At 74.4% G+C, this 15,430-nt stretch carries 17 protein-coding genes; 5 read left to right on the forward strand and 12 right to left on the reverse strand.

Features of this window, described 5'->3' with window-relative positions; all coding sequences use genetic code 11:
- The first annotated feature begins 58 nt into the window (after positions 1-58).
- A complete protein-coding gene (locus LH044_RS02555) occupies positions 59-832 on the forward strand; it encodes a hypothetical protein (RefSeq protein WP_227758230.1) in 774 nt (257 codons plus the stop codon).
- On the opposite strand, the gene LH044_RS02560 is transcribed toward LH044_RS02555, so the two are convergent.
- Complete coding sequence (locus LH044_RS02560) at positions 814-957, reverse strand: hypothetical protein (protein WP_227758231.1); 144 nt, start codon at positions 955-957, stop codon at positions 814-816. The genes LH044_RS02555 and LH044_RS02560 overlap by 19 nt on opposite strands.
- A 245-nt stretch (positions 958-1,202) precedes the next feature.
- Between LH044_RS02560 and LH044_RS02565 the strand changes: the two genes are divergently transcribed.
- From LH044_RS02565 to LH044_RS02575, 3 genes are read left to right on the forward strand one after another with little or no spacing between them, the layout of a single operon-like run.
- Complete coding sequence (locus LH044_RS02565; RefSeq protein ID WP_227758232.1) at positions 1,203-2,777, forward strand: alpha-amylase family glycosyl hydrolase; 1,575 nt, start codon at positions 1,203-1,205, stop codon at positions 2,775-2,777.
- Positions 2,774-3,604, forward strand: coding sequence for a sulfite exporter TauE/SafE family protein (locus LH044_RS02570; RefSeq protein WP_227758233.1), 831 nt, complete (start codon positions 2,774-2,776; stop codon positions 3,602-3,604). Before LH044_RS02565 ends, LH044_RS02570 begins: the two co-directional genes overlap by 4 nt.
- Positions 3,601-3,897, forward strand: coding sequence for a hypothetical protein (locus LH044_RS02575; RefSeq protein WP_227758234.1), 297 nt, complete (start codon positions 3,601-3,603; stop codon positions 3,895-3,897). Before LH044_RS02570 ends, LH044_RS02575 begins: the two co-directional genes overlap by 4 nt.
- 4 nt (positions 3,898-3,901) lie before the next feature.
- Here the strand turns inward: LH044_RS02575 and LH044_RS02580 are convergent, their stop codons facing one another.
- The 4 genes from LH044_RS02580 to LH044_RS02595 all read right to left on the reverse strand — a co-directional run bounded on the left by LH044_RS02580 (position 3,902) and on the right by LH044_RS02595 (position 7,352).
- Positions 3,902-5,068, reverse strand: coding sequence for a ribonuclease D (locus LH044_RS02580; RefSeq protein ID WP_227758235.1), 1,167 nt, complete (start codon positions 5,066-5,068; stop codon positions 3,902-3,904).
- A 14-nt stretch (positions 5,069-5,082) separates the two neighbouring features.
- Positions 5,083-5,397, reverse strand: coding sequence for a rhodanese-like domain-containing protein (locus tag LH044_RS02585; protein ID WP_374210584.1), 315 nt, complete (start codon positions 5,395-5,397; stop codon positions 5,083-5,085).
- Positions 5,398-5,470: 73 nt separating this feature from the next.
- Complete coding sequence (mobA, locus tag LH044_RS02590; protein WP_309568852.1) at positions 5,471-6,124, reverse strand: molybdenum cofactor guanylyltransferase; 654 nt, start codon at positions 6,122-6,124, stop codon at positions 5,471-5,473.
- The gene (locus LH044_RS02595) at positions 6,105-7,352 is read right to left on the reverse strand and encodes a pyridoxal phosphate-dependent decarboxylase family protein (protein WP_227758238.1); all 1,248 of its coding nucleotides are present in this window, start codon (positions 7,350-7,352) and stop codon (positions 6,105-6,107) included. Before LH044_RS02595 ends, mobA begins: the two co-directional genes overlap by 20 nt.
- A gap of 207 nt (positions 7,353-7,559) precedes the next feature.
- Between LH044_RS02595 and LH044_RS02600 the strand changes: the two genes are divergently transcribed.
- Positions 7,560-8,594, forward strand: a complete 1,035-nt coding sequence (locus LH044_RS02600; protein WP_227758239.1) for a DUF222 domain-containing protein — start codon at positions 7,560-7,562, stop codon at positions 8,592-8,594.
- Positions 8,595-8,596: 2 nt separating this feature from the next.
- On the opposite strand, the gene LH044_RS02605 is transcribed toward LH044_RS02600, so the two are convergent.
- The 7 genes from LH044_RS02605 to LH044_RS02635 form a co-directional block, all read right to left on the reverse strand.
- Positions 8,597-9,046, reverse strand: a complete 450-nt coding sequence (locus LH044_RS02605) for a DUF3151 family protein (protein WP_227758240.1) — start codon at positions 9,044-9,046, stop codon at positions 8,597-8,599.
- A 19-nt stretch (positions 9,047-9,065) separates the two neighbouring features.
- Entirely contained in the window at positions 9,066-10,169 is a 1,104-nt protein-coding gene (locus LH044_RS02610; protein WP_227758241.1) for a patatin-like phospholipase family protein, read from the reverse strand.
- 101 nt (positions 10,170-10,270) lie between these two features.
- Entirely contained in the window at positions 10,271-11,044 is a 774-nt protein-coding gene (locus tag LH044_RS02615; RefSeq protein WP_227758242.1) for an alpha/beta fold hydrolase, read from the reverse strand.
- Positions 11,045-11,073: 29 nt separating this feature from the next.
- The gene (pyk, locus tag LH044_RS02620; protein WP_227758243.1) at positions 11,074-12,507 is read right to left on the reverse strand and encodes a pyruvate kinase; all 1,434 of its coding nucleotides are present in this window, start codon (positions 12,505-12,507) and stop codon (positions 11,074-11,076) included.
- 123 nt (positions 12,508-12,630) lie between these two features.
- Positions 12,631-13,839 (reverse strand): acyl-CoA dehydrogenase family protein, encoded by a 1,209-nt coding sequence (locus LH044_RS02625; RefSeq protein WP_227758244.1) that lies wholly within the window; start codon positions 13,837-13,839, stop codon positions 12,631-12,633.
- Between the two features lie 120 nt (positions 13,840-13,959).
- On the reverse strand, positions 13,960-14,559 hold the full coding sequence (locus tag LH044_RS02630) for a flavin reductase family protein (RefSeq protein WP_227758245.1): 600 nt from the start codon (positions 14,557-14,559) through the stop codon (positions 13,960-13,962).
- 80 nt (positions 14,560-14,639) lie between these two features.
- Positions 14,640-15,416, reverse strand: coding sequence for a SirB1 family protein (locus LH044_RS02635; RefSeq protein ID WP_227758246.1), 777 nt, complete (start codon positions 15,414-15,416; stop codon positions 14,640-14,642).
- Positions 15,417-15,430 lie beyond the last annotated feature (14 nt).

The following is a 15,430-nucleotide window of genomic DNA, read 5'->3' on the forward strand; positions in this document are numbered from 1 at the left end:
CGACGCGACCGCCATCGCGCTGGCGGCGTCGGACGAGGCGGCCCACTTGCTCGAGGGCATGGAGCTGCGAATCCGGACGCTCCCGACGACGGTCAGCAACTCGGCCGAGCGCTGCATCAACTCGGTGCGGGGCCCGATCATGTGGGCCGAGACCATCACGGCCCGGGCCAACGCCCTCGGCAACGACGACGTGTTCGTCTGCATGACCACCGAGCGGAGCTTCGACACCGTCGAGAACCAGCTGCTCGTCGACGCGCTGGAGTCGATCGCCGCCGCGTCCAAGGCCCTGCGCGGCCCCACCGGCGAACGGGTCGACGAGGCCGACGCGGCCCGCATCCTGGCGGTCGCACAGGACGCCGCCGGCTGGCGCGCCGACAGCCGCCTGGTCGGGATCCGGCCCCGCCGCCTCACCGGCCGCTCGGCGGCCCGGGTCCGCGGCGGTCACCGCAAGGCGAAGATGGAGCCCGTGCTCGCCGTCCGGCGCCGGGCCCGTGAGCCCTTCCTGCCCGAGGACCTCGTCGGCCTGGCCGACGAGTGGACGCGAGCGCTGCACCGCAGCGTGCTGCGCGTCGTCGAGGCGATGGAGCGGCCGCGGGTGCTGACGCTCAGCGACGGCGGCCTGTGGTGCCGCACGCTGTCGTTCCGGCACCCCGCGGTGCCGGGCGCGGGTCCGGCCGGGCTCGCGGTCCGCGGGCGTCCGGTGCTCCCGCCGCACGGCGACGTCGACGACGCCCCGTGGGCGTCGCTCCTGCCCCACGGCGGCCTCCGGCTCCCGGCGGAGGCCGGACCGGAGGAGATCAGGGCCCTGCTGGCTCAGTCCCGCTCGTCGTAGCGGTCGGGATCGTCCTCGTCGACGTCGTCGTAGGGCACCTCGACGTCGTCCGGGGCGGCAGGCGGGCGATCGGACTCCAGGTCGGTGAAGATGGCCTCGATGTCCAGATCCGGGCCGCGCTTCAAGGCCCGGGCTTCTTCGTAGCGGCGATGCCGACCCTTCTTCACAGAGCACTCCCCGTCATCAACGACCGGACGTTCAAGTGTAGCGCGAGCGCCGGGAGACCCGGTTGTACCCCCAGGCGCCCCGACGGGCCTCCTCCCCCGTCCCCGACGGCCTCTTCCCCCCTCCCCGCCGGGCATTCCACGGGCCCTCGACGGGCTCCGGGACGGGCCCGGGCCGGCCGACGACACGTGGATAGTGTGACCGCGTGACGACGCAGGACCGACCCGACCAGCCCGATCCCCGATGGTGGCGCAGCGGGGTGGTGTACCAGGTGTACCCCCGCAGCTTCGCCGACGCGAGCGGTGACGGCGTCGGCGACCTGGCGGGCGCGACGGCCCACCTCGGCCACCTCCGGGACCTCGGCGTCGACGCCGTCTGGTTCTCCCCGTTCTTCCGCTCCCCGATGGCCGACTTCGGCTACGACATCTCGGACCACTGCGACGTCGACCCCCTCTTCGGCGAGCTCGGCGACGCCGACCGCCTCGTCGAGGTGGCGCACGGGATGGGCCTCAAGGTCGTCCTCGACTTCGTGCCCGGCCACACCTCGGACCACCACCCGTGGTTCGCCGAGTCCCGCTCGTCGCGCCAGGACCCGAAGCGCGACTGGTACGTGTGGCGCGACCCCGCCCCCGACGGCGGGCCGCCGACCGACTGGCGCGCCGCCTTCGGCGACTACCCCGCGTGGACCTTCGACCCGACGACGGACCAGTACTACCTGCACCTCTTCCTCCCCGAGCAGCCCGACGTCGACTGGAACAACCCCGAGGTCGCCGCGGCCATGACCGACGTGCTCCGGTTCTGGAGCGACCGCGGCGTCGACGGGTTCCGCATCGACGTCGTGCACTCGGTCGGCAAGCAGCTCGACGTGGACACCCCGCCCGAGCTCGTCGGCATCCCGGCCTGCGTCCTCGACCACGGGCCGGGCGTGCACGTGCGCCTCAAGGAGCTGCGGGCCGCCACCGACCGATTCGGGCGCCCGCCGGTCCTCATCGGCGAGACCTACGTCTTCGAGCGCGAGCGCGTCGTCGACTTCCTCGGCCACGGCGACGAGCTCCACCTCGGCTTCAACATCCCCGCCCTGCACTCGCCCTGGGACGCGGCGGTGTGGACCGACGAGATCGCCAGCGCGATCGAGCTCTACGAACCGGTCGACGGCTGGCCGTGCTGGGTCCTGTCGAACCACGACGTCGTCCGCCACCGCACCCGCTACGGCACCGAGGCCCGGGCCCGGGCCGCCGCCGTCCTGCTCCTCACGCTGCGGGGCACCCCGTTCCTGTACCAGGGCGAGGAGCTCGGCCTGCAGGACGCCGTCGTGCCCCCCGAGCGCGTCGTGGACCCCGGCGGCCGCGACGGCTGCCGCGCCCCGATCCCGTGGGACGACGGCGCGCAGTGCGGCTGGCCCGCGGACCCGTGGCTGCCCTTCGCCCCCGACGCCGCCGCGCTGAGCGCCGCCCGCCAGACCGGTGACCCGGCGTCGATGCTCGAGCACTACCGCCGGCTGCTCCACCTCCGCCGCCGGCTGCCCGCCCTCCACCGGGGCCGCGTCGAGCTCCTCGACGCCCCGGACGGCGTGGTCCGCTACCGCCGCTGGGTCGACGGGGCCGCCGCCGGCGTGCCGTCGTCGGTCGAGGTCCTCGTCAACTTCACCGACGAGGAGGTCGCCGTGCCCGGGGCCGGAGGCGCCTGGATCGGCGGCACGGCCCTCGGCGAGCGGGCCCCCGACGGCGGGGCGCCCCTCGGACCCGACGAGGCCCGCATCCTGGACCGCAGCGACGGGTGACCCTCCCGCTCCTGGCCGTGGCCGCGCTGGCGGCCGGCAGCGCGCTGCTCGGATCGGTCGTCGGGATCGGCGGCGCCACGCTGCTCGTGCCGGTGCTCCTCGCGCTGGGCGTGCCTCCCATCGAGGCCGCGCCGATCGGCCTGCTCACCGTCGGTGCCTCGTCCCTGGCGGCCGGCGGACGGCAGCTCGACGAGGGCCGGGTCCACCACCGGATCGGGTTGACCTTCGAGCTCGCGGCGTCGGCCGGCGCCGCCGGGGGCGCACTGGTCGCCGCCAGCGTCAGCGAGGTGCTGCTCGCCCGCATCCTCGGGGTGGCCGCGCTCGTCGGCGCCGCCGCCGCGATCTCCCGGACCGGCATCCGCAACCGCCCGTCCGCGACGTTCGGCGCCGAGGCCGTGCCCGGCGAGTGGCCCGGCACCCTGGGCGGCCAGTACGTGCTCGACGGCCACGTCGTGCCGTACCACGCCCGCCACGTGCCGGCCGGGCTGGCGGCCGCTCTCGCATCGGGGATCGTGTCGGGCCTCTCGGGCGTCGGCGCCGGCTTCCTCAAGACGCCGGCCATGAGCGAGATCATGAAGATCCCCGTGAAGGTGGCGGCGGCCACGACCACCTTCACCCTGGGCATCACCGCCACGACGGGCCTGCTCGTCTACGCGATCAGGGGCGACCTGGGCGTCGAGGCCGGCAGCGCGGCGCTGGCCGGGGCGTTCCTCGGCGGACTCGCCGGCGCCCGGTTGCAGACCGGCGCCCCTCCCACCCTCCTCCGGTGGGCGACCGCCGTCATCCTCGTCGTCATCGCCGGGATCGTGATCGGCCGCACGCTGTGAGCGACGCCCAGCCGATCCCCGACCCCCGGGCCGGACGGTTCGAGCCGCTCATCCTCGGCTCGCGCATCGCCGTCGGCGTCGCCCTCGTGCTCGCCGTCGTCGGCGTCGCCGCCCCCGAACCGCTGTCGGACTGGAGCGCCGTCGCGTCCATCGTCGTCGTCATGGTCGCGCCACTGCTGCGCGTCGGCTGGCTGGCCGTGCGCTGGTTCCGGCGGGGCGACCGCCGCTTCGGGTGGGTCGCGGTCGGGGTGCTGTGCGTGGTGGCGACGGCCGTCGTGCTGGCGTCGCTCTGACGCGTCAACCCTGGCGGTCCTCGAGCACCAGGCCCTCGGTCCGGTCGAACGCGAGGGCGGCCTCGCCCTCGAGCAGCCGCCGGATCGGCTCCCCGACCAGCTCGGCCCGCCAGCCCTGGGTGAGCCGGGCCTCGGGCACGCCGCGCAGCAGGTCCTCGAGATCGGCACGCGTGGCGAGCATCGACGTCTCGAGCTCCAGCTCCCGCGCCAGCTGGCTCACCCAGGCCGAGATGAGCGGCACCGCGGGCCGCAGCTCGCCAGGCAGCTCGGGCACCGTCTGCGCCGGCGCCCGCTGCGGCCGGCTGCCGACCGACGCGGCGATCACCGACAGCAGGTCGTCGCCCATGCCGCCGCGGAGGCTCCGGCCGTCGACGCCGCGCAGCGAGCGCAGCTCCTCGATCGTCGTCGGCGCCGCGCTCGCCACCGACACCACCCCGAGGTCCGACAGCACGAACCGGGGCGTCTGGTCCGTCTCGATCGCCCGGCGCTCGCGCCACCCGGCCACCGCCTGGGCCACTGCCAGGGTGCCGCCGCGCAGGTGGCGGAGCTCCTTGATGCGGCGCCACGCGTCGTCGGGATCCCGCGGGCCGCGGTACTCGGTGCGCAGCTCCTCGCAGGCGTCGAGCACCCACTGGTCACGGCCCCGCTCGGTGAGTCGGGTCCACAGCACGTCGTGCAGCTCGAGCAGGTACGCGACGTCGGCCGCTGCGTAGTCGAGCTGGGCCGGCTTGAGCGGACGGCGCAGCCAGTCCGTCAGGCGGTCGGCCTTCAGCGCCCGCACCTTCAGCTCCCGCTCCAGCAGCGTGGAGAGCGAGGGACTCGTGTAGCCGAGGAAGCCGGCCGCGACTTGCGTGTCGATGAGGCGCCTCGGGACGATGCCGGTGCTGCGCTCGAGCACCTCCATGTCCTGGCGAGCGGCGTGCATCACCGCCACGGCGTCGCTGTCGAGGATCCGGGAGAACGGCGTCAGGTCGACGCTCAGCGCGTCGACCAGGGCCACGCCGTGTTCGTCCGCGATCTGCACCAGCGCCACGTGCGGGAAGTACGTCCGCTCGCGGTGGAACTCGGTGTCGATCGCGTAGCGGTCCTGGCCGGCGAGGCGGTCGAGGAGGTCGGCGAACGCACGGTCGTCCTCGATGAGCGTGTACTCGCCAGCCCCTCCGACGGTCACGACGTCGGGACGCCTCAGTCCGTCGGACCGGCGTCGACCGCCCGGCCGGAGTCGATCCAGGCGAGCGTGCCGCCCGCGACGTTCACGGCGTTCGTGCCCCTGGTCTGCAGGAACTCGGCCGCCCGGGCGCTGCGGGCTCCGCTGCGGCAGATGACGTAGACCGTGTCGACGACCGGCAGCTCGACGTAGCGGGACTCGAGCTCGGGCAGCGGGATGAGCGTGACGCCCGGGACCCTCGCCTCCTCGTACTCGTCGGGGTTGCGCACGTCGAGCACGAAGGCGCCGCCGTCCCGCACGTCCGCCAGCTCCTCGACGGTGATCTCCTCGATGGCCACGACGGCAACCTACCCCGACCGGGTGCCGGACCGACGACTCGACGCCGAAGGGCGTTCATGGTGCCGTTCAGCGTGGTGGCCCGGGGTCCGGGCGGTCCCAGCCCGGCGGCAGGTCCTCGGGCCGGTCGACGTCGGCCACGGCCTCGGGACGCCCGGGGACCACGTGGGCCACCGCCAGCCCGCTGCGGGCCACCGCCCGGTGCAGGGCCCGCTCGCCGGCCCGGAACTCCCCCGCCAGCGCCGCCGCCGCCCGCGCCGACAGCGCCATCGCCGACCACTGCGGCATGCCGCCCACGACCGGGACCCCCACGTCCGCGGTGCCCTCGAGGACCGGGTCGAGGAGCCCGGCCAGGTCCGACGCCCGGATCCACGGCAGGTCGCAGGCGCAGACCACCGCCGTCCGACCCGGGTGGTGCGCCGCCACCGTGGCGACGCCGCCGAGCGGCCCCTCGCCGGGATCGAGGTCGGGGACCCATGGGATGCCGGTCGCCTCGGCCAGCGCAGCGCCGTCGCCGCCCACGAGCACGACCGCGGTGCAGCCCGCACCGCCGAGCGCGGCGGCCACGACGCCGGCCAGCGGACCGTTCGGCGTCGGCAACAGGGACTTGTCGCTCCCCATCCGCGAGCTGGCCCCGCCGCACAGCACCGCGCCCACGGGCGCCCTCGCGACGGCCGGCAGGCTCGGGTCCGCGCCCCCGGGGTCAGGCCCGGTCGACGACACCGCCGTACACGTGCTCGTCGCCGCGGTCGGCGTCGTGGTCGGCGACGGCGTCGGCCAGGTCGGTGACGAAGGCGTCGACCACCTTGTCGTGACCCGGCGACAGCATCACGTGGAGGCCGCCCTGCTGGCGGTCGAGGTTCCAGCCCTTGTCGTCCATCACGTCGGCGACGCCGCCGATGTCGACCGGCGGGCCGCTCGTGCGGTCCGGGTCCGAGCCGAACTCGAACAGTGAGAGGTCCGGATCGGAGGTGATGCGGAGCCCGTCGATGCCCTCGATGCCGGCGGTGAAGCCCCGCATCGCGGTGCGGACACGCTCGGCGAGCCGCAGGTAGCCGTCCTCGCCGAGGTGGGTCATCGTCGCCCAGGCCCCCGCGATCGGCGGGCCGGGCCGGGTGCCGGCCGAGCTGGACGATGCGTAGAGACCGCCGGGCCAGCTGTCGTACATGAAGATCTGGCGTCGGTAGAGGTCCTCGTCGCGGTAGAGGACCGTGGAGGCGCCCTTGTAGGCGTAGCCGTACTTGTGGATGTCGGCGGAGAGCGACGTCACGCCCTCGACCCGGAAGTCCCACGGCGGCACCGGCTCGCCGAGGCGCTCCCACCACGGGAGGAGGTAGCCGCCGAGGCAGGCGTCGACGTGGCAGAGCAGGTCGCGCTCGGCCGCCATGGCGGCGATCTCCTCGACCGGGTCGATGACGCCGAACGGGTAGCAGGGCGACGACACGACGACGAGGGCGGTGTCGGGGCCCATGGCCGCGGCGAACCGCTCGGGGTCGGCACGGCCGTCGGCCCTCGTCGGGAGCAGCACCTGGCGGACGTCGAGGTACTTGCAGGCCTTGGCGAACGCGGGGTGCGCGGTCTCGGCGCAGACGAGCTCGGGGGCGGTCACGCCTCGGGCCCGGGCGTGGTCCCGGGCGGTCTGCACGGCGAGGAAGATCGACTCGGTGCCGCCCGAGGACATCGAGCCGGCGCTGGCGCCGAACAGCGAGCAGGCCATGTCGATGACCTCGCCCTCCATGCGCAGGAGCGTCCGGTAGCGGAACGGGTTGAGCGCGTTCTCGTGGAGGAAGATGGCGGCGATCTCGTGCTGGAGCGCCTCGAGCTCGGGGTCGTCGACGTTGTAGACGAGGCTGAAGGCCCGGCCGCCCCGCCAGTCCAGGTCGTCGGCCCGCTCCTGTGCGACCTCGGCGAGGATGTCGTCGGCGGACCGGCCCGTGCTCGGGAAGCTCATGCCCGGACCTTACGAGACGCTCCGGTCCCGGATCAGTGGAACGCGGCCACGGTGCGTGGCGGACGCGCGTCGGCCGACGCGTGACGGCCACGGAGGGTGAGTGTCGGGGGCGGTGCCTACGCTGCGGGCGCCGCAGCCGGATCGGCGCGGCGGCCCTTCCCCGAACGGTGGTGCGGCGCATTCGGCGCGCCGGTCCGGGGAGACGGCATGCCCGACGATCGACAGGCCGCGACCGGTGCGGACTGGGCGGCGCGGATCCTGGCCGCCGGCGGCGGCATGGACACCGCCCGTCGCCGCCTCATCGCCGCGCTCGCCCCGTTCGACGCCTCGGGCGAGTGGGCCCGCAAGGGCGCCCGGACGTGTGCCCACTGGGTCGCCGAGCACCTGCGGGTGAACGTCGGCACGGCGCGGGAGTGGCTGCGCATCTCCAAAGCGCTCGTCCAGCTCCCCGAGGTCGCTGCCGCGTACGCCGCCGGGCAGCTCTCGTACGCCAGCGTTCGCACGCTGACCCGGATCGCGGTGGACCACCTCGATCGTCAGGCCGAGCTCATCGGGCTGGTGGCGGACCTGCCGTGCGACGACGTGGCGGCGGCCCTGGCCGGCTGGTGCGGCGACAACGAGGACCCCGACACGGCCGACGAGCGCCACCGGCGTCGCACCGGGTACTGGCGCACGGTCGAGCCCGACGGCATGGGCCGCATTGTCGTGCGGGCGCCGATGATCGCGATCCAGGCGATCCACACCGCCGTGGACCTGCGCGTCCGGCAGGGCATCGTCCCGGCGGGTGATCGGTCCAGCCTCGCCCGGCAGCGGGCACTCGCCCTGGAGGACCTCATGACGAACGGCCCCGGCGCCATCGTCGACACGCAGGTGGTGCTGCACGTCCGGGCCGACGGCTGCACCCTCCACGACGGCACACCGGTCGCGTCACATGCGGTGGCGCAGCTCGTGCCGACGGCGATGATCCGGGCGCTCATCCACGACGTCGACGGCAAGCCGATCGACGCCACCAACACGAGGCGCCACCCGACGGCACGCCAGCGCGCCGTGATCGACGAGCGGACGCCGACGTGCATCGACTGCGGGAGCGCCGAGCTGCTCGAGTACGACCACGACCCCCCGTTCTCGGAGACGGGCCACACGGTCACCGACCAGACGCGCCAGCGATGTGCGCCCTGCCACCGAGCGTTCCATGAGCGCGAGCCGACGGCGCGGGGCCGGCTGCCCCGAACGGAACCCTGAGCTCAGGCGTCGTCGAGGGCGCTCGAGTACCGCTCCGGGTCGAGCTGGACCAGGAAGTGGCGGCAGCGCTCCTCCTCGTCCACCTCGCCGATCCGGGCAGCGGCACCGCGGAGACCGTCGAGGGCCCGCAGGAACCCGCGGTTCGTCGGGTGCGCCCACCGGACGTAGCCCGTGCCGCGCCAACCCGAGGCCCGCAGCCTGTCGAGGCCGCGGTGGTAGCCGATGCGGTAGTAGGCGTAGGACTCGATGTCGTCCCGACCGAGGTCGCCGAGCTCCGCCCAGCCGGCCAGGAACCGGGGGTGGTCGGCGACGACCGCGGCGACGGCCTTCCGGCGGCCCTCCTCGGGACCGTTGAGGGCGGCGTCCAGCGCGGCGACGGCGTCCGCCGGCTCAGGGTCGAGGACGGTCTCCGGCGGCCCGGAGGCGCTCAGGTTGACGGGCTGGTCGGCCATCGGCGCAGCGTAACCGGGCTCACTCGGGGCGCTCGCCGTCGGGCGGCAGCGGCGTGGCCCCGCGATCCGGCACGGGGCCAGTACCACCCGGCACACCCGCCCCGTTGCCGTCGCCGTCGCCGTCGACCTCGGCGCCGTCGCCGCCGGCCGGTGGCGCGGTGACGATCCCGCCGCCGGGATCGACCGCGGCGCGCTGGGCCTCCTGGCGCCACGAGCGGTTGCGGGCCGAGACCATCCAGCGCTCGAGCGGCCGGAGCACGTCGCTGCGGATCCGGCGCTCGGTGTCGAGCTCGGCCCGTTCGTCGAGGAACGGCATCGAGTTGTCGTAGCCCTGGGCGATCAGCTCGGGCGTGCGCGAGAAGTCGTCGTAGCGGATCTCCGGGCGCCGGCCCGGCGGCAGGATCACGGCCTCGACGCCGTCGGGCAGCGCGGCGAGGTCCCGGGCGAAGCGCCCGTTGCGCGCCACCCAGTAGGCCTGCATGGCCGCGTCGATCGGTCGGCGGATCTCGGCGTCGGGTCGGCCGTGGCGACCGACGTGCAGGACGTAGATCTCACGGCAGCCCAGCTCGACCGCGCGGGAGATCGGTACGTTGTCGACGACGCCGCCGTCGACGTACCGCGTGCCCTCGATCGTGACGACGGGGAACACGGCGGGCAGCGCGGCCGAGGCGAGGACCGGTGGGACGAGGTAGCCCTCGGTGAACCAGTGCTCGGCGGCGGTGTCGACCTCGGCGGCGATGCACTCGAAGGGCAGCTGCAGGTCCTCGAACCGCCGGGTGGCGCCGAGCAGGATCTCGAGGCCCCGGCGGAGGCTGTCGTTGCTGTGCAGCGACTCGCCCTTGCGGATCATCTGCAGGACGGACGGCAGCCGAGACGGGGGCATGACCGAGATCCCGGTGGTCCAGTGCTCCTCGAGCCGGTCGACGCCGCTGCGGTTCGGTTCGAGCGCGAACGCGGCGCCGTTCATCGCCCCGACGGAGCATCCGAGGACGACGTCGGGGACGATCCCGTGCTCGGTCAGGGCCCGCAGCATGCCGATCTGCAGCGCGCCCAGGTTGCCGCCGCCCGACAGGACGAAGGCGACTCGGGGTTTGCGGCGTGTCAGCGACTTGAGCGTGGCCACGTCCCCGCAGGCTAGGGGGTGCCGTGGCCCGGCTGGTGGCCGCGGGGCGACGTGACGGTGACCACGGGGCGACGACCGGGCGGCGGCGCGGTGGACGCCGCTCAGGTGGCGGCGTCGACGCAGCGCTGGACGTAGCGGGCGAACTCGTCGGGGTGCGACAGGTGGGCGCCGTGGCCGGCCCCGGCGATCTCGACGTAAAAGGCGTGCGGCAGCCGCTCGGCCAGCTCGACGGCCGAGGCCTTCCACCCCTCGTGGCTCGCGCCGCCGGCCCCGACGACGACGGGCAGCTGGACCCGGGACAGGTCGGGGGTGCCCGACGGCCGGCGCAGGTCGAGGAGCTCGGCGACGAGCTGGTCGCCCTCGGCGAGCCGGGCGTCGCGGTCCGCGGCCCGCAGCCGGTCCCATGTCGCGTCGCCCACGACGAGGCGGTAGAAGGCCTCGGCCGCGGCCGGGGGCCCGCCGGCCTCGGCGGCGTCGAGCGCGAGGTCGGCGCCGTCGGACCGGTAGGTCGCCAGCGTGGGCACCGGCGACTCGAAGGCGCCCAGTCCGACCAGCCGGCGCGGGTCGGACTCGGCCGCCCGCATGGCCACGGTCCCGCCGAAGCTGTGGCCGACCACGACGACGGTGGGCGCGCCGGTCCACTCGGCGATCGCCATCAGGTCCGCGGCCTGCTCGTCGAGCGTGACGGCGGTCCCGGCGTCGAGCGAGGTGGCGTAGCCCCGGCGGTCGTACGCGCTCACGTCGAGGTCGCCGAGGCGCCGCATCGTGCGGCCGAAGCTGGCGGCGCGGTCCATGGCGCCGTGCACGAGGACGACGGCCGGCCGGCCGGGATCGGGCGCCTCGGGGCGCCGGCGGAGCACGCCGAGGCCGTCCACGACGTGGCGGCTCAGCGGGGCGGGCGCGCTCAGGGGACCTGGGCGAGCCGGAGCATGTCGGTCGAGCGGGACCGGGAGCCGACGCCGGCGAGGACGGCCACGATCTCGCCCGTCTTCACGTAGCCGGCGTCGCGGGTGGCGACGACGAGGTCGTCCATGAGCCCGAGGGAGTCGACGGCGTGCGGGGCGCGCAGCGGGATCGTGCCCCAGCTCATCGTCAGCTGCCGCTGCGTCCGCTCGTTGGGGCTGAAGCCGATGATCGGCATGGCGGGCCGGAACCGGGCCATCGACCGCACGGTGAAGCCGGTCTCGCTGATGCAGATGATCGCCGAGACGCCCATCTCGGTCGCGGCCCGCCAGGCCGCGGCGGTCATGGCGTCGGTGAGGCGGGCCTCGGCGCTGTCGCCGACGGCGGACTTCCGCAGGAGCCGGATGCGGCGGGCCCAGGCGTCGTAGTCGAACTCCTGGTCGGCCCGGGCGGCGACGCGGCTCATGGTCGCGACGGCGTTGACCGGGTCCTCGCCGACGGCGCTCTCGGCGGACAGCATCACGGCGGAGGTGCCGTCGAAGATGGCGTTGGCGACGTCGGACACCTCGGCCCGGGTGGGCGACGGCGAGGTGATCATCGACTCGAACATCTGTGTCGCGGTGATGACCGGCTTGCCGCCGCTGATGCAGTCCCGGGTGATCTGCTTCTGGAGGTGCGGGAGCTCCTCGATGCCGAGCTCGGTGCCGAGGTCGCCGCGGGCGATCATGATCGCCCCGGAGGCCTCGATGATCCCCTGGAGGTTCTCGACCGCGGCCCGGGTCTCGATCTTGGCGACGATCAGCGGCCCTCGCGGGTGGGGCTCGGTGCCGATGCGGCGGATGTCGTGGGCCGACCGGACGAAGCTGATGGCGACCATGTCGACGCCCTCGTCGACGAACGCGTCGACGAGGCGCAGGTCCTCGGGGGTCGGGGTCGACATGCTGAGGCGGTCCGAGGGGATGTGCAGCCCTGGCCGGCCCTGGACGGGACCGCCGTGCAGGACGGTGGCCTTGGCCGAGTCGCCGTCGACGGACTCGACGCCGAGCACCACGCTGCCGTCGCCGACGGCGAGGGAGTCACCCGGGTGCACGTCGAGGAGCAGGTCCGCGTAGTCGACGCCGAGCACGGCGGTGTCGGAGGTGTCGAGCCCGGGGACGAGGGTCAGCGGGCTGCCGGTGTCGAGGCGGACGGGGTTGTCGCCGAAGGTCCCGAGCCGCACCTTCGGGCCGGGCAGGTCGACGAGGACGCCGACGGGTGCCTCGAGCTCGGCGGCGACGGCGCGCACCGAGCGGTAGCGCGCCATGGCGTCGTCGAGGGTGCCGTGGGCGAGGCCGATGCGGGCCACGTCCATGCCGGCCTCGACGAGACGGCGCAGCACCGGCGGCGAGTCCGACGCCGGCCCGATCGTGGCGATGATCTTCGTGCGTCGGGGCATGGCTCCACGCTATGCCCCCCTGTCGGGGAACCGGCGCCACCGCCGTGGGCTTCACGAGGTGTTCACCCGCCGAGCGGGACCGGCCGCCGGAGCGCCCGGCGCACCGCACCGAGGCGCGGACCCCTACGACCGCGGGACGTCGGTCCAGGGCAGGTCCTTGTCGACCCGCACGTCGCCGGGGAGGCCGAGGACCCGCTCGCCGAGGATGTTGCGCAGGACCTCCGAGGTGCCGCCCTCGATCGAGTTGGCGCGCGCCCGTAGGAAGTTCTTGTGCATGTCGTCGGTGAAGAGGGCGTGCCGGGGCCGGACCAGCTCGTAGGAGCTGTAGAGCATCCCCTCGGGGCCCAGCACGTCCATGGCGACCGAGTAGATCTGCTTGTTCAGCTCGGCCATGGCCAGCTTGGCGACCGATCCCTCGGGCCCTGGTGTGCCGGCCTTGCGGTTGGCGGCGGCGCGCAGGTTGGTGAGGCGGTTGACCTCGGCCTGGATCCACAGCTGCGTGATCGTGTCGCGCATGACCGGGTCGTCGGAGCCGGAGCGCTGCCACTCCTCGACGAGCTGGCCGATCGGGCCCGAGCCCCGGGGCGGGGTGCCGCCGCCGATCGACACACGCTCGTTCATCAGCGTGGTGATCGAGACGCCCCAGCCGCGGCCGACGTCGTCGACGCGCATGGAGTCGGGGATGCGGACGTCGGTGAAGTACACCTCGTTGAACTCGGCCTCGCCGGTCATCTGGCGCAGCGGACGGACCTCGACGCCGGGCGCGTGCATGTCGACGATGAACGCGGTGATGCCGCGGTGCTTGGGGAGGTCGGGATCGGTGCGGCAGATCACGAGCCCGTAGCTCGAGATGTGGGCGAGGGTCGTCCAGACCTTCTGGCCGTTGACGATCCACTCGTCCCCGTCGCGCTCGGCCCGCATGGCGAGCGAGGCGACGTCGGAGCCCGCGCCGGGCTCGGAGAACAGCTGGCACCAGATGTGCTCGTTCGAGAAGAGCGGGCGGAGCAGCTGCTTCTGCTCGGGGGTGCCGTGGGTCTCGACGGCGGGGCCGCACATGCCGTAGCCGATCGGGTTCTTGGCCCCGCCGAGCGGTCCGCCGGCCGCCTTGATGCGCTCGGCGATCGTCTTCTGGAGCTTGGGGCTGAGGCCGAGCCCGCCGTCGCCCTCGGCGAAGTGCACCCAGGCGAGCCCTGCGTCGAACTGCGCCTCGAGGAACTCCTGCTCGGGGGTGTCCGCGGGCGGGTGCTCGGCGAGCAGCCGGTCCACGGCCTCGATCACGCGCTGCTCGTCGGGATCGACGGCAGTCTCCACGGACTCGTCGGTGAGCGACATCGGCAGGACCCCCTGGGCTGTTGCGCAGCGCCGCGGCGTGCGGCTTGACCGATCGGTCAAGTTAGTCCGGTCGACGGCGGCGCACACGTCGTGCCATGCCGTCGTCCCCCGCGGTGAGGGTCAGTCCTCCCCGTCGTCGTCGCCGTCGTCGACCGCCAGCCCCGAGGCCTCCAAGCGCTCGAGGAGCTGGTCGCGGATCGACGTGCCGGGCTCCCTGGCCTTGTCCCCCGCGATCCGCCACCCGAGGCGGGACGAGTAGAGGAGCGGCGGCTCCTTGAGCCGGCCGGGGCCGACCTCGACGACCCGTGCGAAGAAGAGGTGGTGGTCCGCCGGCGTCCCGTCGGACCAGCCCTCCTTCACCTCGAGGACCTCGCACTCGAGCCAGGCGATCGAGTCGACGACGACCGGCAGGCCCGAGGGGTTGAGCTCGAGGAGCTCGTCGGCGAGGTAGCGGAACTTCCGGCCCGGGTACGAGAAGTACTGCCCGGCTGCCACCTGGTCGCCGGCGAGGATCGACACCGCGAACCGCCCGCTGTCGCGGATGAGCGGGTGGGTGTCGTGCTTGGGCGACACCGAGGCCATGACGATCGGCTCCTCGAAGCTGACCTGGCAGACCCAGTGCGAGGTGTAGGCCCGCACCAGCCCGTCGTGCGCGGCGCCGACGACCTGCACGCCCTTCATCATCTGGCCCAGCGAGCGCTTGATCTCCCGGTCGATCATCCCCGGAGGCTACGGCCGGGGACCGGACCGCAGGATCGCCGCACGTCCTGGCCCGCCCTGCCGGCGGGTCGGGGCGGTGGTCAGTTCAGGTTGGCGCGGAGCCGGACGGCTGCGGCCCGGTGCTCGTCGGCGCGCGCCTCGTCGTCGTCCGTCAGGCCGTCGTAGAGGTCGGCCGCCTCGAGGAACCGGCCCTCGGCGGCGAGCACCCCGGCGAGCTGGCGTCGCTCGGCGATCCCGGCGCCGGGCAGCACGGCCTGCAGGCGCAGGACGTCGGCGAGTCCCTGGCGGTCGCCGCGGCGCAGCCGGGCGGCGCGGAGGTTGTTGAGGACGCGGACGACGATCTCGGCGGGCTCGCTCGGCGTGAGGTACTCGTCGGTGAACGGGGTGGAGCCGCCGTGCATCCGGGCGAAGAGGCTCCGACAGCCGTCGGCGTCGAGCACCCGACCGCCGTCGAACGCGTCGAGGAACAGGTCGGGGTCGTCGGCGGCGCGCAGGAGGAAGTGGCCGGGCATGCCGACGCCGACGAGGTCGACGCCGCGGCGCCGGCCGAGCTCCATCGCCAGCACCGACAGCGTGATGGGGATGCCCGTGCGGCGATCGAGCACGCGGTCGAGGAGGCTGTTGTCGGGGTCGTAGTAGTCGTCGCGGTTGCCGGTGAAGCCGAGGCCCCGGAACACCGCGGCGCACAGCCCGGCGGCGTCGGTCCCCGGCAGGTCGGCGGCGAGCTCGTCCATGCGGGCCACGAGCGCGCCGGCGTCCACCTCCGGTCGGCCGACGGAGGCGACCAGGGCGAGGGCCCGGTCGAGCGGCCGGCCGCCGGCGGCGACGAGCGCCCCGAACTCGGCGACGGCATCCACGCGGCCACCGTACC

The organism is Dermatobacter hominis, from assembly GCF_020715685.1.
GTDB classification, from domain to species: domain Bacteria; phylum Actinomycetota; class Acidimicrobiia; order Acidimicrobiales; family Microtrichaceae; genus Dermatobacter; species Dermatobacter hominis.

Bases quoted from the DNA above. Each gene is read 5' to 3' on its own strand.
- LH044_RS02555 (WP_227758230.1), top strand. From the start codon at position 59: ATGGAGCTGCGAATCCGGACGCTCCCGACGACGGTCAGCAACTCGGCC.
- LH044_RS02595 (WP_227758238.1), bottom strand. From the start codon at position 7,352: ATGAGCTTCCCGAGCACGGGCCGGTCCGCCGACGACATCCTCGCCGAG.
- LH044_RS02600 (WP_227758239.1), top strand. From the start codon at position 7,560: ATGCCCGACGATCGACAGGCCGCGACCGGTGCGGACTGGGCGGCGCGG.
- LH044_RS02605 (WP_227758240.1), bottom strand. From the start codon at position 9,046: ATGGCCGACCAGCCCGTCAACCTGAGCGCCTCCGGGCCGCCGGAGACC.
- pyk (WP_227758243.1), bottom strand. From the start codon at position 12,507: ATGCCCCGACGCACGAAGATCATCGCCACGATCGGGCCGGCGTCGGAC.
- LH044_RS02625 (WP_227758244.1), bottom strand. From the start codon at position 13,839: ATGTCGCTCACCGACGAGTCCGTGGAGACTGCCGTCGATCCCGACGAG.
- LH044_RS02630 (WP_227758245.1), bottom strand. From the start codon at position 14,559: ATGATCGACCGGGAGATCAAGCGCTCGCTGGGCCAGATGATGAAGGGC.